Annotated in this window: 10 protein-coding genes; 7 read left to right on the top strand and 3 right to left on the bottom strand. The window is 73.0% G+C overall.

Annotated elements, in window-relative coordinates:
• The first annotated feature begins 27 nt into the window (after positions 1-27).
• Entirely contained in the window at positions 28-1032 is a 1005-nt protein-coding gene (locus tag ACMCNK_RS03920) for an aminoglycoside phosphotransferase family protein (protein WP_412735009.1), read from the top strand.
• A 6-nt stretch (positions 1033-1038) separates the two neighbouring features.
• Here the strand turns inward: ACMCNK_RS03920 and ACMCNK_RS03915 are convergent, their stop codons facing one another.
• Together ACMCNK_RS03915 and ACMCNK_RS03910 are read right to left on the bottom strand one after the other, a co-directional pair.
• Entirely contained in the window at positions 1039-1590 is a 552-nt protein-coding gene (locus ACMCNK_RS03915) for a GNAT family N-acetyltransferase (RefSeq protein WP_412735008.1), read from the bottom strand.
• Positions 1587-2150, bottom strand: coding sequence for a helix-turn-helix domain-containing protein (locus tag ACMCNK_RS03910; protein WP_412735007.1), 564 nt, complete (start codon positions 2148-2150; stop codon positions 1587-1589). The genes ACMCNK_RS03915 and ACMCNK_RS03910 overlap by 4 nt, the downstream gene beginning before the upstream one ends.
• A 64-nt stretch (positions 2151-2214) precedes the next feature.
• Here ACMCNK_RS03910 and ACMCNK_RS03905 point away from each other — a divergent pair, with 64 nt between their 5' ends.
• Genes ACMCNK_RS03905 through ACMCNK_RS03895 form a run of 3 tightly spaced genes read left to right on the top strand, consistent with a single transcriptional unit; the run spans position 2215 to position 6415 of the window.
• Positions 2215-3303 carry a CapA family protein gene (locus tag ACMCNK_RS03905; RefSeq protein ID WP_412735006.1) on the top strand — a complete coding sequence of 363 codons (1089 nt, stop codon included), beginning with the start codon at positions 2215-2217 and terminating at the stop codon, positions 3301-3303.
• Positions 3304-3335: 32 nt separating this feature from the next.
• Positions 3336-4046, top strand: a complete 711-nt coding sequence (locus ACMCNK_RS03900; protein WP_412735005.1) for a MerR family transcriptional regulator — start codon at positions 3336-3338, stop codon at positions 4044-4046.
• Positions 4043-6415, top strand: a complete 2373-nt coding sequence (locus ACMCNK_RS03895; RefSeq protein ID WP_412735004.1) for a VIT domain-containing protein — start codon at positions 4043-4045, stop codon at positions 6413-6415. Before ACMCNK_RS03900 ends, ACMCNK_RS03895 begins: the two co-directional genes overlap by 4 nt.
• Positions 6416-6465: 50 nt before the next feature.
• Here the strand turns inward: ACMCNK_RS03895 and ACMCNK_RS03890 are convergent, their stop codons facing one another.
• Positions 6466-8262: an alpha/beta fold hydrolase gene (locus tag ACMCNK_RS03890; protein ID WP_412735003.1), complete on the bottom strand. Its 1797-nt coding sequence runs from the start codon at positions 8260-8262 to the stop codon at positions 6466-6468.
• A 211-nt stretch (positions 8263-8473) separates the two neighbouring features.
• Between ACMCNK_RS03890 and ACMCNK_RS03885 the strand changes: the two genes are divergently transcribed.
• The 3 genes from ACMCNK_RS03885 to pflA all read left to right on the top strand — a co-directional run bounded on the left by ACMCNK_RS03885 (position 8474) and on the right by pflA (position 14018).
• Positions 8474-10864, top strand: a complete 2391-nt coding sequence (locus tag ACMCNK_RS03885) for a phosphoketolase (protein ID WP_412735002.1) — start codon at positions 8474-8476, stop codon at positions 10862-10864.
• Between the two features lie 170 nt (positions 10865-11034).
• A complete protein-coding gene (pflB, locus tag ACMCNK_RS03880) occupies positions 11035-13272 on the top strand; it encodes a formate C-acetyltransferase (protein WP_412735001.1) in 2238 nt (745 codons plus the stop codon).
• Entirely contained in the window at positions 13269-14018 is a 750-nt protein-coding gene (gene pflA / locus ACMCNK_RS03875) for a pyruvate formate-lyase-activating protein (protein WP_412735000.1), read from the top strand. The genes pflB and pflA overlap by 4 nt, the downstream gene beginning before the upstream one ends.
• Positions 14019-14145 lie beyond the last annotated feature (127 nt).

The raw sequence follows: 14145 nt of genomic DNA, 5'->3' as shown, positions 1-14145 counted from the left end.
ACCGGACATGGCCGTAAGGTGACGAGCTTGGACGACCTGGTGCCGGCCACGCTGCCGGTGGTGACCACGCTGGGCCGCATCGCGGCGGCCCGGCCATGGCTCGCGGCGCTGCCCACGCTGATCGCCGAGGTACGCGAGCAGTTCGGCGTACGCCTGGGCGCGCCCTGGCACGCGGGCAGTTGCAGCTGGGTGGCACCGGCCGTGCTGCCCGACGGTACCGCGGCCGTGGTGAAGATCGGCTGGCCGCACCGCGAGATGTACGGCGAACCCGTGGCGCTGCGCCGCTGGGCGGGACGCGGCGCGGTCCGCCTGCTCGCGCACGACCCGGCACGCCACGCCCTGCTGCTCGAACGATGCGAGCCCGGCACGCCACTGTCCGCCGTGGACGGCCCGGCCACGGCGCGGCTGCGGGCCGGCGCCGCGGTGCTGCGCCGGTTGTGGTCGGTTTCCCCGCCGGACGGGCCGGCCGCCACCGGTGCACCGGTGGTGGAGCGGCTGGGCGACGTCACGGCCGAATGGGCGGAGCTGACGCAGGCGCGGATGGATCGGCTGCGGCCGGGCTACGACCCGGGGCTGGTCGCCGAGGGTGTCGCGCTGTTACGGGCGCTGCCGGGATCCGCGGGCCGTACCGTGCTGCTGCACGGCGACGCCAACCCGGGCAACATCCTCGCCCACACGGCCGTACCGGATTCTGGGTCCGCCGTACGCCGCGGGCCGGACGGCGGGCAGCCCCGGCTCGCCGACGTCGCGCAGTGGCGGGCGATCGATCCGAAGCCGATGGTGGGCGATCCCGCATACGATCCGTGGCCGCTGCTGGAGCAGATCGACGACCCGTTCGGTCGCGACGACGCCGTGGCGGTGCTACGCGAGCGGGTGGCGCTACTCGCGGACGAGCTGGAGCTGTCCGCGGAGCGGATCGCGCAGTGGGCGGTGGCGCGCCGGGTGGAGGCAGCACTGTGGACAGCCGCGCACGGCGACGTGCCCGACGGGGCGACGGACATGGCCCGCGCACGGATCCTGGCCGCGTGGTGATCGTGTTCAGACGCTGAGCGCCTTGAAGAAGAAGCTGCCGTCGCGCAATGCCCCGGCCGGGTCCGCGGCGTAGTCCGGCACGATGCCGTAGCGCGTCCAGCCGGCCGCCTGGTACAGGCGCTCGGCGGGGCTCGCCGTCTCCGTGTCGAGCAGCAGCAGCGTGACCCCGGCGCGGGCCGCCGCGTCCTCGGCGGCGGCGAGCAGCCGGCGCCCGAGCCCGTGTCCGCGATGCTGCCGGTGCACCGCGAGCTTGACCACCTCGGCGCGGTGCCGGGCGTTGGCCTTTCCCGGGTACGCGAGGCCGACCGTCCCGCTGACCCCGGCGGGTCCGCGGGTCACCCAGACGACGAGGCTGCCGTCGGCGACCGCCGCGGCCTGCGCGCGCCACCACGAGGCGGCGTCGGCCCGGCTGAACGGGGCGAGGAAGCCGACCGAGGCGCCGCCGTCGACCGCGTCGGCGAGCACCTCCGCCAGCTCGGGGACGGCGGCGGCGAAACCGTCGGTGGTCAGCCGCTCGATCACGTGCGGCACGGTCACCTGAGCGGCCCGGGCGTTCACGGCAGCACCACGAAGACGGCGTAGCGGACCGCGACGGCGCCCGGGTTGCGGAACCGGGTGCCACCCCACAGCCGGAACCGCAGGCACTCCCCCGCGGCGATCTCGTGGCGGCGGCCGTCGTCGGTCAGTTCCAGCGTGCCCTCCAGAACCCACACGTGCTGTTCGAGCCCGGGCACCGGCGGGGCGTCGTACCGGATGTCCGCGCCCGGTTGCAGCCGGCCCTCGACCACCTCACCACGCAGTCCCGGCCGGGGCGGCGAGACCAGCCGGCGGGTGAAGCCGGACGACTCGTCGCGCCACACCGGCTGATCCTCGCCGCGGACCAGCTCGGCCGGGGCCGCCTCCACCTCGGCGAGCAGCGCCGACATGGTGCGCTCGTACGCCGTGCACAGCCGCCCGAGCAGGCTGGCGGTCGGGCTGATCTCGCCGCGCTCCAGCCGGGAGAGGGTGGAGCGGCTGACGTTCGTACGGGCGGACAGATCGTCGAGGGACCACCCGCGCTCGGCCCGCAGTGTGGCCAGCCGCTCGGCGAGCCGCCCGTCCACCGTCTCTGTTCTCATATCCGGGATGCTATCCCATATCAGGGATGACTCTCGGCCCGGCACGGCGGCATAGCGTGGAGCGGTGGTGCGTGTCGCCCTGTGCGGCGATGTCATGCTCGGCCGCGGGCTCGACCAGATCCTCGGGCATCCGGGCGCCCCCGGGCTGGGGGAGGCGTACGTCCACGACGCCCGCGACTACGTGCGCCTGGCCGAGGCGGTCAACGGGCCGGTGCCGCGCCCGGCGGACCCGCGCTGGCCCTGGGGCGAGGCCCTGACCGCACTGCACGACGCGGACGTCCGGGTGCTCAACCTGGAGACCGCGGTGACCGCGGGCGGCACCCCGGACCCGGGCAAGGGGATCCACTACCGCATGCACCCGGCGAACCTGCCGTGCCTCGCGGCGGCCCACCCGGACGTGTGCGTACTGGCGAACAACCACGTCCTGGACTTCGGCGCCGCCGGGTTCGCGGACACCCTGGAGGTGCTGCGTACGGGCGGATTCCGCACCGCCGGGGCCGGGGCGGACGCCGCCGCCGCGTGGGCTCCGGCGCTCGTACCGGCCGCCCGCGCACGCGTCGTCGTGCTCGCCGCGGGCATGCCGTCGAGCGGCGTCCCGGCGCAGTGGGCGGCGCGCGCGGACCGCGGCGGCGTCGCGTACGTTCCGGTGCCCTCCGGCGCCTGGGCGCGCCGGATCGCGGGGGTCGTCGACCGGGTGCGGCGCCCGGGCGACCTCGTCGTGGTCAGCCTGCACTGGGGCGGGAACTGGGGATACCAGGTCGGGCAGGACGAACGGCGCTTCGCGCACACCCTGATCGACGGCGGGGCCGACGTCGTGCACGGCCACTCGTCGCACCACCCGCGGCCGGTCGAGGTGCACCGCGGACGGCTGATCCTGTACGGCTGCGGCGACCTGATCAACGACTACGAGGGCATCGGCGGGCACGAGCGCTACCGCGCCGACCTGCGGCTGCTGTACCTGGCGGAGTTCGAGGCGCCCGGCGGCATGCTGGCCGCGCTGCGCATGGTGCCGCTGCGGGCGCGCCGCCTGCGCCTGGACCGCGCCACCGCCGGGGAACGGTCCTGGCTGCGGGACACGCTGGACGGCATCTGCGCGCCGTACGGCACCCGGATCGGCGCGGCGCCCGACGGGTCGCTCATCGCGGCTATTTGACAGTGACATATGACAGTGTCATTGTGGTGGGCATGTGGACGATGGACGAGCTGGTCGAGCGCGTCCGCCTGGCTCTGGCGGCGCAGTACCCCGGCGCGCCCAACGGGCGGATCCGCGACCTGCCCGACCGCCGCGCCATCCGCTGGTATGCCACCACCGGTCTGGTCGACCGCCCCGCCGCGATGCGCGGGCGCACCGCGCTGTACGGCCCCCGTCATCTCCTGCAACTCGTGGCGGTCAAGCGGCGGCAGGCGGCCGGGCTCAGCCTCGCGCAGATCCAGGCCGAGCTCGCCGGCGCGGGCGACGCCCAGCTCGCCGAGATCGCCCGGATCCCGGCCGACCTGCTGACCACCGCCGCCGCCCCCACCGCCGCCGACACACCCCGGGCCCGCTTCTGGGCAGACGCCCCGGCGCCCCCGACTTCCGCACCACCGGCCCCGGCACCGCCGGCCCCGGCTTCCGCACCACGGGCCCCGGCTTCGGCATCACCGGCCCCGGCACCGTCGGCTTCGGCGCCGCCGGGCGCAGCGCCATCAATGTCGGCGCCGCCGATGCCGGCACCGGTTCCTGCGGCGCCGGGGACACCGGTCGCCGCGGTGGCGCTCGGCGGCGGCGCGGTCCTGCTGATGCCGGGCACCCCGCACGGCACCGACTACGCCGACATCACGGCCGCCGCCCAGCCCCTGATCGACCTGCTCGCCGCCCGCGGCCTGCTCGCCAACCCCGATGGGAGACACCGATGACCTTCTCCGTCCTTCCGATGAGCCAGGCCGACCTCGACCGGGCCGTCCGCCCCAAGATGGACGGCGGCCTGGGCATCCTGCTCACCGAACGCGGCAACCTCCCCCTGGACGTCCTCGACGTCGACGCCTCGATCTGCGGGCTGCTCGCCCGTACCGTCGTGACCACCGAATTCGTCAACGTGCACGACACCGCGCTGGAGGCCACCTACGTCTTCCCGCTGCCGGACCGGGCCGCCGTCACCGGCATGACCATGACGGCCGACGGGCGCACCGTCGAGGCGGAGCTGCAGGAACGGGCGGCCGCCCGCGAGGAGTACGACCGGGCGATCGCGGCCGGCCGGCGCGCCTCGATCGCCGAGGAGGAACGCCCCGATGTCTTCACCATGCGGGTCGGCAACATCGCCCCCGGCGAACGGGTGACCGTGACACTGCGCCTGGCCGGCCCGCTGCCGTACGAGGACGGGGCGGCGACGTTCCGGTTCCCGCTGGTGGTGGCGCCGCGGTACATCCCGGGCGCGCCGCTGCCCGGGCCCGCGGTGGGCGACGGGCACGCCGAGGACACCGACGCGGTGCCGGACGCCTCCCGGATCTCTCCCCCGGTGCTGCTGCCCGGCTTCCCCAACCCGCTGCGCCTGTCGATCCGCGTTCACCTCGATCCGGGCGGGCTCACGCTCGGCGAGGTGCGTTCCAGCCTGCACGCGGTCACGGGGGCCGACGGGCATCTGGAGATCCGGCCCGGTGAGCGCGCCGACCGTGACTTCGTGCTGCGGCTGGCGTATTCGGGGGCCACCCAGTCGGCCGTCGCGGTGCCCGACGCGACCGGCGAGGAGGGGACGTACCAGCTGACCCTGCTGCCGCCGGCGGACGCCGCGGTGTCCGCGCGGCCCAAGGACGTGGTGCTGCTGCTGGACCGCTCCGGCAGCATGGCCGGCTGGAAGATGGTCGCCGCCCGGCGCGCCGCCGCCCGGGTGGTGGACACGCTGACCGGGTCGGACCGGTTCGCGGTGCTGACGTTCGACCATGCGGTCGAGCACGCGGACGGCCTCGGTACCGGGCTGGTGGAGGCCGACGACCGGCACCGGTTCCGGGCGGTGGAGCACCTGGCCCGGGCGGAGGCGCGCGGCGGCACCGAGCTGCTGGCCCCGCTGGACCAGGGGCTGAGCCTGCTCGACGCGGCCGGCGAGGGACGCGACCGGGTGCTCGTGCTGGTCACCGACGGCCAGGTCGGCAACGAGGATCAGATCCTCGCGGAGGTCGCGGGCCTGGTCGGGAACACCCGCGTGCACGCGGTGGGGATCGACCGGGCGGTCAACGCCGGTTTCCTCGCCCGGCTGGCGGCGCTCGGCGCGGGCCGGTGCGAGCTGGTCGAGAGCGAGGACCGGCTGGACGAGGCGATGGAACACATCCACCGGCGGATCGGCGCCCCGGTGCTGACCGACCTGGCCGTACGCGCCGAGGGACTGACCCACCTGCCCGACACCCGCAGCCCGCACCGGCTGCCGGGCTGCTATCCGGGCGTGCCGCTGGTGATCACCGGCCGGTATTCCGGCGCCGCCGCCGGCGCCCTGACCATCACCGGGCGCACCCGCGACGACCAGCCGTTCACGGTCACCGTGCCGGTGCAGCGCCGGGATGAGCCCGCGGTGACCGCGCAGTGGGCCCGGGCCCGGCTGCGTGACCTGGAGGACCGGTACGCGTGCGGCGAACACGACCTGGAACCGCAGATCGTCGCGACCTCGCTGCGCTTCGGCGTGCTGTGCCGGTTCACCGCGTACGTGGCGGTGGACGAGCGGGTGGTGCCGGTCGACGGCGGGCTCCGCCGGGTCACCCAGCCGGTCGAGCTGCCGTCCGGGTGGACCCCGCCGGGCGGCCCCGTCGACGCCGTGGTGCCGGTGCTCAGCCTCGGTGCCGCGCCGATGGCGCCGCTCGCGGTGGCGCCGATGCCGCCGACGTTCGCCCCGGCACGGGCTTCGATGCGACCGGCGGGTGGGCCGCCGCAACCGTTCGCGGCCATCCCGTCGACGCTGCGGATGCGGCACACCGGCGGCGCGGCGGCGCGGCACGACGACGGGTCGCTGCGGGGCATCGTCGCGGTGGAGGCGCGCCGCCTGCGCGAGGCCGACGGGCTGCCCCCGGCCGAGCGTCGTGACCTGCTCGCGGACCTGGCCAGCCGGCTCGGGGTGCTGCTCACCGGGGTCACCGACCCGGCGGTGGAGCCGTTGCGTGCGCTGCTGGTGCGGCTGAACTCCGACGAGGATCTGGCCGCCCGCTGGCGTGCGGCCCGGGAGGCCCTGGACGCGTTCGCCGCCGCGGAACCGGCGGCCGGCGGGCCCCCGCAGGGGCGCCGGGCGGCGTTCTGGAAGCGGTGAGTAAGAGGGTGCCCCGCCCGGAGGCACGGAAGCGGGGCACCCGGTCCTGATCAGCCGGCGAACGGCGCGCGGTACACCGGCGGCAGCAGTTTCGCCGCACCCGCGGCGGGCAGGCCGTGGGCCACGATCTCGTCGGCGGTGGCGGTGCTCAGGTCGAACGCCGTCCCGACAGCCATCGCCCGGGTCCGGTCGATCTCCTTGGTGAACGGCTGGACGTCGCCGGTGCACACCGTCCCGGCCTTGGGCAGGTCCTTGTACAGCAGGTAGCGGTCGACGTAGCCGGTCGCGCACGACGACGTGCCGTACGCGGTGTGCCCCCAGTTGTCGCTGCTGAGCAGGCGGCTGTTGGGCAGCAGCCCGGCGGAGCTGACCGCGTCGCGGTAGTTGGTGGCCGGGTCCCAGTAGCTGCCGACGATCAGCACCGGCCGGGCGGTGAGCCGGTTGAACGGCCCGGTGTAGGCGTCCTCGTCGCGCGCGGTCCAGGTGTCCCGGGCGCACGGGACGCTGGCCCACGCCCAGGCCCGCCCGAAGTACGGGGCGCGCCGGTCGGCCGCGGCCGCCTTGCGGGCCCACCCGTTGGCCGACGCGGGGTGCCGCCCGTCGGTGCACATGACCGCGGTGTACGCGTCGATGTCGTTGTCGTACGGGAACTCCCGGCCGATGCGGCGCGTGTGGAGCCGTTCGCGCACCGCGGCGCGGGCGGCGGCGAGTTCACCGGGGACGGTGGCGTTGGCGGGGTCGGTCAGCTCCCACATGTCGGCGGCGAAGCCGGCCACCTCGTCGCCCGCCTCGGGGTCGTACAGGGCGCCGAGCACGAACGAGACGAACATGGCGTACGTGACGTGCTCGCCGCCCGCGACCCGCAGCGGCCGGTCCTTCAGCCGGTTGGCGATGGTCCGGAACTTGCGGACCGTGTCCGGCCCGGCGAACGCGCACTTGGTGTTGCCGGCCCGCTCGCACCGGTGCAGCAGCTCGATCAGCGCCCGGTACGCGCCGTCGGCCGAGTGCAGCCGCTCGTCCTGGATGTCGTCGGCGGTCTTGGGGGTGCCGACCCAGGCGCGCGGGTTGATCGTGCCGTCGACCACGAGCGCCCGGAACCGGTCCGGGAACATGTTGGCGTAGTACTGGCCGAGCGCCGTGCCGTAGCTGAAGCCGAGGTAGGTGAGTTTGTCGTCGCCGACCGCGCGGCGCATGACGTCCATGTCGCGGGCCACTTCGGCGGTGCTCATGGCGGCGACCAGGGGCCGGCCGGTGGTGGCGCAGCCGCGGGCGAGTCGCCGGGCCGCCGTGACGTACGACCTGGTCTCCACGGCGCCCATGGGGAACGGCATGTCGTTCATGGCTTTGAGCGCCTTGGTCTGCTTGCCCGCCGACGGGAAGCACCTGATCTGGTCGCTGGCGCCGATGCCGCGCGGGTCCATCCCGACGACGTCGAAGCGGGCCAGCACCGCGTCGCTCAGGAACAGCGGTGCGGCCAGCGCGAGGGAGGTGGCCGGGGCGCCGGGGCCGCCGGGGTTCACGAACAGGCTGCCGATCTTGTGCTTCTGGTCGCGGGCGCGCACCCGCAGCAGGGCCACGGTGGTCTGGGCGCCGTTCGGCCGGTCGTAGTCCAGCGGCACCTGGGCGGTCGCGCACTGGGCCCACCGGTAGCAGGCGTACCAGTCGAGCTTGGGGGTGGGCACCCGGTCGACCCGGCGCGCCTCGGCGGCACTGGTGTGTGCGGACTGCGCGGCCTCAGCGGTGGCGGTGGGCGCGGCCGGGGCGGCGGCGACCGGGGCGACCAGGGCACCGGCGAGGGCCAGGCCCGCGGCGCCGGCGGCGAGCAGGCGGGAGCTGAGAGGCGGCAAGGGGGAACCTTCCAGGCGCGGCGCCCTATTCGCGCCGGATACCACAAAGGTACGGATTGGCGCGGTATTTCATGAGGGCGCAACGGTGTGACCGAGCGGACCGCCCCGGCGGGACCTCTGGCCCTGCCTGCGCCCGGAACCGGCCGAAAGCATGGGTGCGGTTCCCCCGAACGGGGCACCGCAGCGCAGTGCATACGGGAGGATCACGGGCATGACCTCGACGCAAGCCCTCCAGGGGCCGCTGACGGACGACGAGCTGCGCCGGCTCGACGCGTACTGGCGCGCGGCGAACTACCTCACAGTCGGCCAGATCTATCTGCTCGACAATCCGCTGCTGCGTGAGCCGCTGCGACCCGATCACATCAAGCCCCGGCTTCTCGGGCACTGGGGCACCAGCCCGGGCCTGAACATGATCTACGCCCACGCCAACCGGCAGATCGTCAACCGCGACCTCAACGCCATCTACATCATCGGACCAGGCCACGGCGGCCCCGCCATCGTCGCCAACACCTGGCTCGAGGGCACCTACAGCGAGCTGTACCCGTCCGTGAGCCAGGACGAGGCCGGGATGGCCCGGCTGTTCCGGCAGTTCTCGTTCCCCGGCGGCATCCCGAGCCACGTGGCGCCCGAGGTGCCCGGCTCGATCCACGAGGGCGGCGAGCTCGGGTACTCGCTGATGCACGCGTACGGGGCCGCGTTCGACAATCCGGACCTGACCGTGCTGTGCGTCGTCGGCGACGGTGAGGCCGAGACCGGCCCGCTGTCCGCGAGCTGGCTCTCCAATGTCTTCCTCAACCCCGCCCGTGACGGCGCGGTGCTGCCGATCCTGCACCTCAACGGGTGGAAGATCGCCAACCCGACCGTGCTGGACCGCATCGACGAGTCCGACCTGATCGCACTGTTCACCGGTTCCGGGTACGAGCCGATCATCGTGAGCGGCGACGAGCCCGCGCTGGTGCACCAGAGTCTGGCCGCCGCGATGGACCAGGCCCTGGACACGATCGCGGCGATCCAGCGGCACGCCCGCAGCACCGGCGACGGCACCCGGCCCCGCTGGCCGATGATCATCCTCCGGACGCCGAAGGGCTGGACCGGCCCGCGCGAGGTCGACGGGATCCCGGTGGAGGGCACGTTCCGCGCGCACCAGGTGCCGCTGGCCGGCACCCGCGACAACCCGGACCACCTCGCCCAGCTGGAACGCTGGCTGCGCTCGTACAAGCCGGAGGAGCTGTTCGACCCGATCGGCGCGCCGGTCGCCGAGCTGACCACCATGCCGCCCAAGGGCATCCGGCGGATGAGCGCCAACCCGCACGCCAACGGCGGCGAACTGCTGCGCGACCTGGTGCTGCCCGACTACCGCGACTACGCGGTCGAGGTGAACCACCCGAAGCACCCGAAACGGGAGGCGTGCCGGGTGCTCGGCGACTGGCTACGCGACGTGGCCCGCGCCAACCCGGACCGGTTCCGGCTGTTCGGCCCGGACGAGGTCGCCTCCAATCGGCTGGGGGCCGCGTTCGAGATCAGCGACCGGGCGTTCACGGCACGCACCACGCAATTCGACGAACACCTCTCGCCCGACGGACGGGTCATGGAGGTGCTCTCCGAACACCTGTGCCAAGGCTGGCTGGAGGGCTACCTGCTGACCGGCCGGCACGGCGTGTTCACCAGCTACGAGGCGTTCATCCACGTCGTGGACTCGATGCTCAACCAGCACGCCAAGTGGCTCAAGACCACCAACGAGATCCCGTGGCGGCGCCCGATCGCGTCACTGAACTACCTGCTGTCCAGCCACGTGTGGCGCCAGGACCACAACGGCTTCTCCCACCAGGACCCGGGCTTCATCGACCACGTGGTCAACAAGAAGTCCGAGGTCGTCCGCGTCTACCTGCCGCCGGACGCCAACACCCTGCTGTCCACCATGGACCACTGCCTGCGCAGCCGCCAGTACGTCAACGTGATCGTCGCCGGCAAGCAGATGGCGCCGAACTGGCTGACCATGGAACAGGCCGCCCTGCACTGCCGCCGCGGCCTCGGCATCTGGGACTGGGCCAGCACGGACGCGGGCAGCGAACCGGACGTGGTGCTGGCCTGCGCCGGGGACGTCCCGACGCTGGAGACGCTCGCCGCGGCCGACCTGCTGCGCACCCACCTGCCCGACCTCAAGGTACGGGTGGTCAACGTCGTGGACCTCATGCGGCTGCAGCCGGAGAGCGAGCACCCGCACGGCCTGTCCGACAAGGAGTTCGACACGATCTTCACCACGGACCAGCCGATCGTCTTCGCGTACCACGGCTACCCGTGGCTGATCCACCGGCTCACCTACCGGCGGACGAACCACGGCAACATGCACGTCCGTGGATACAAGGAGGAGGGCACCACCACCACGCCGTTCGACATGGTGATGCTCAACGACCTTGACCGGTTCCACCTGGTGATCGACGTGATCGACCGGGTGCCCGGGCTGGGCGCGCGGGCCGCGCACCTGCGCCAGGCGATGATCGACGCCCGCCAGCAGGCGCGCGCGTACACCCGCACCCACGGCGAGGACGACCCGAAGATCTCGGAGTGGACTTGGCCCGAGGACGCACCCGCCTCCGCCTGACCCGCCCACCGCGGCGCCAGGACCCGGGCCGCGCCGCCCGGATCCTGGCGCCGCCGCCGTTCCCGGCCCGGGGAGAGAGCTGGGGCGGGGGCACCGCCGGGACGGGACCTTCGGCCATGTCCGGCGCGACGGACGGCGGAGATGCTGAACAAGGACACGAGGAGGGGGCTATGCAGGCTGAATCGCACGATGCCTGGCGCGCATTCGACGGCCAGGGCTGGCGTACGTCGATCGACGTCGCCGCATTCATCCGAGACAACGTGACGCCGTACACCGGCGGGGCGGAGTTCCTGGCCGGCCCCACCGTCCGCACCGAGCGGATCTGGTCGACGTTGCAGCGCATGTTCGTGGAGGAGCGCCAGCGCGGGATCTACGACGTCGACGCCCACACGCCGTCGACGATCACCTCGCACGCCCCCGGCTACCTGGACCGCGACCACGAGCTGATCGTCGGCCTGCAGACCAGTGCCCCGCTGCGCCGGGCCATCATGCCCGCCGGAGGGCTGCGCATGGTCGAGGGCGGCCTCAAGGCGTACGGATTCAGCCTCGACCCGGCGGTGAAGAAGATCTTCTCCACGTACCGCAAGACGCACAACGACGGCGTCTTCGACGCGTACCCGGCGGACGTGCTGGCCGCCCGCCGCTCGCACATCATCACCGGCCTGCCCGACGCGTACGGCCGCGGCCGCATCATCGGCGACTACCGCCGCATCGCGCTGTACGGCGTCGACACCCTGATCGCCGAACGCCGCGCGATCAAGGCCGCCGACGACCGCCTGTCCAGCGAAGACGTGATCCGCGAGCGGGAGGAACTGGCCGAGCAGATCCGCGCGCTGGGCGAGCTCAAGGAGATGGCCTCGGCGTACGGATTCGACCTGTCCGGCCCGGCCACCACCGCCCGAGAGGCGATCCAGTGGCTGTACTTCGGCTACCTGGCCGCCACCAAGGAACAGAACGGCGCGGCCATGTCGCTGGGCCGCACGTCCACGTTCATCGACATCTACGTGCAGCGCGACATCGCCGAGGGCACCCTGGACGAGAGCGCCGCCCAGGAGCTGATCGACGACTTCGTGATCAAGCTGCGGATCATCCGGTTCCTGCGCACGCCCGAGTACGACGAGCTGTTCTCCGGCGACCCCACGTGGGTCACCGAGGCGATCGGCGGCATCGGCACGGACGGGCGGCCGCTGGTCACCCGTACCAGCTTCCGGTACCTGCAGACCCTGTACAACCTCGGGCCCGCGCCGGAACCCAACCTGACCGTGCTGTGGTCGCCGCTGCTGCCCGAGGGGTTCAAGAAATTCTGCTCCCAGGTGTCGCTGGACACCAGCTCGATCCAGTACGAGAACGACGACCTGCTGCGCCCGGCGTACAGCGACGACACCGCGATCGCGTGCTGCGTGTCCGCGATGCGGGTCGGCAAGGACATGCAGTTCTTCGGCGCCCGCGCGAACCTCGCCAAGGCCCTGCTGTACGCGATCAACGGCGGCCGCGACGAGCTCACCGGCGCGCAGGTGGCCCCGGTCAGCCCGCCGCTGGAGAGCGACGTGCTGGACTACGAGGAGGTGATGGCGGCCTACGACAAGACCCTGGACTGGCTGGTCGAGACGTACGTCGACGCGCTCAACGTGATCCACTACATGCACGACAAGTACGCGTACGAGCGGATCGAGATGGCCCTGCACGACCACCCGGTGCACCGGTTCCTGGCCACCGGCATCGCAGGCCTGTCGGTCGCCACGGACAGCCTGTCGGCGATCAAGCACGCCCAGGTCAAGGTGCTGCGCGACGCGGAGGGCCACGCGGTCGACTACCAGGTGGACGGCGAGTACCCCACGTTCGGCAACAACGACGACCGGGTCGACTCGATCGCGGTGGACCTGGTCGAACGGTTCATGGACAAGGTGCGCCGCCAGCCCACCTACCGGGGCGCGGAGCCCAGCCTGTCCGTGCTCACCATCACGTCCAATGTGGTGTACGGCAAGCACACCGGCAACACCCCGGACGGCCGGCGCGCCGGGGAGCCGTTCGCGCCCGGGGCCAACCCGATGAACGGCCGCGACAAGCACGGCCTGGTCGCCGCGGCCCTGTCGGTGGCGAAACTGCCGTACCGCAGCGCTCGCGACGGCATCTCGCTGACCACGACCGTGACGCCCGGCGGGCTGGGCCACACCCGGGAGGAACGGATCGACAACCTGGTCGGGGTGCTCGACGGCTACACCGACGCCGGGGGCTTCCACCTCAACGTCAACGTCCTGGACCGGGCCACGCTCGAGGACGCCATGGTGCACCCGGACCAGTACCCGCAACTCACCATCCGGGTCTCCGGATACGCCGTGAACTTCGTACGGCTCACCGCGGAACAGCAGCGCGACGTCATCTCGCGCACCTTCCACGGTGCTCTGTGACCCCAGCACTGAAACAGATCGTCGGCGCTGTCCACTCCTACGACGTGTCCGTGGGGGTGGACGGCCCGGGCACCCGGTTCGTGGCGTTCCTCGCCGGATGCCCGCTGCGCTGTCTGTACTGCCACAGCCCCGACACGTGGTTCCGGCGCAGCGGCACCGCCACCACGGTGGACGAGCTGATGACCAAGGTGCACCGGTACGAGCGGTTCGTGAAGATGGCCCGCGGCGGCGTGACGCTCTCCGGCGGTGACCCGCTGCAACAGCCCGACTTCGTGCGCGCGGTCTTCGCCGCGTGCCGGGACCTCGACCTGCACACCGCGCTGGACACCAGCGGGTTCCTCGGCGACCGGGCCGACGACGACCTGCTCGACGTCACGAGCCTGGTGCTGCTGGACGTGAAGTCCGGCGACGAACAGACGTACAAGGCGGTGACCAAGACCGGGCGGCTCGCGCCGACGGTCCGCTTCGCGCACCGGCTCGCCGAGCGGGGCACCCCGATCTGGGTACGGTTCGTGCTGGTGCCCGGGCTGACCGACGCGGTCGACAACGTGGCCGCCATCGCCGACATCGTCGCCGGGGTCAGCACGGTCGAACGAGTCGAAGTGCTGCCGTTCCACACCCTCGGCGCGCCCAAGTACGCGGCGCTGGGCCTGGACTATCCGCTCAAGGACACCCCCGGGCCGAGCCCCGAACTGCTCGACCGCGTACACGGACAGTTCCGCGAGCGCGGCCTGACGGTCACCTGACGCCGCCCGCCCCCGGCAAGGGTCGAAAGCCTCTATGCCCCGCACTGACGCCCTCAGTACGGTCCGATCGATCGATCAGTGTCGATGGATCCCGCGCTCCGGCGCGGAATGATCGAGAGGGGAAAGC

The organism is Krasilnikovia sp. MM14-A1259 (genome assembly GCF_047159535.1).
Lineage (GTDB): Bacteria > Actinomycetota > Actinomycetes > Mycobacteriales > Micromonosporaceae > Actinoplanes.
This window is presented reverse-complemented; position numbering and strand designations above follow the sequence as displayed.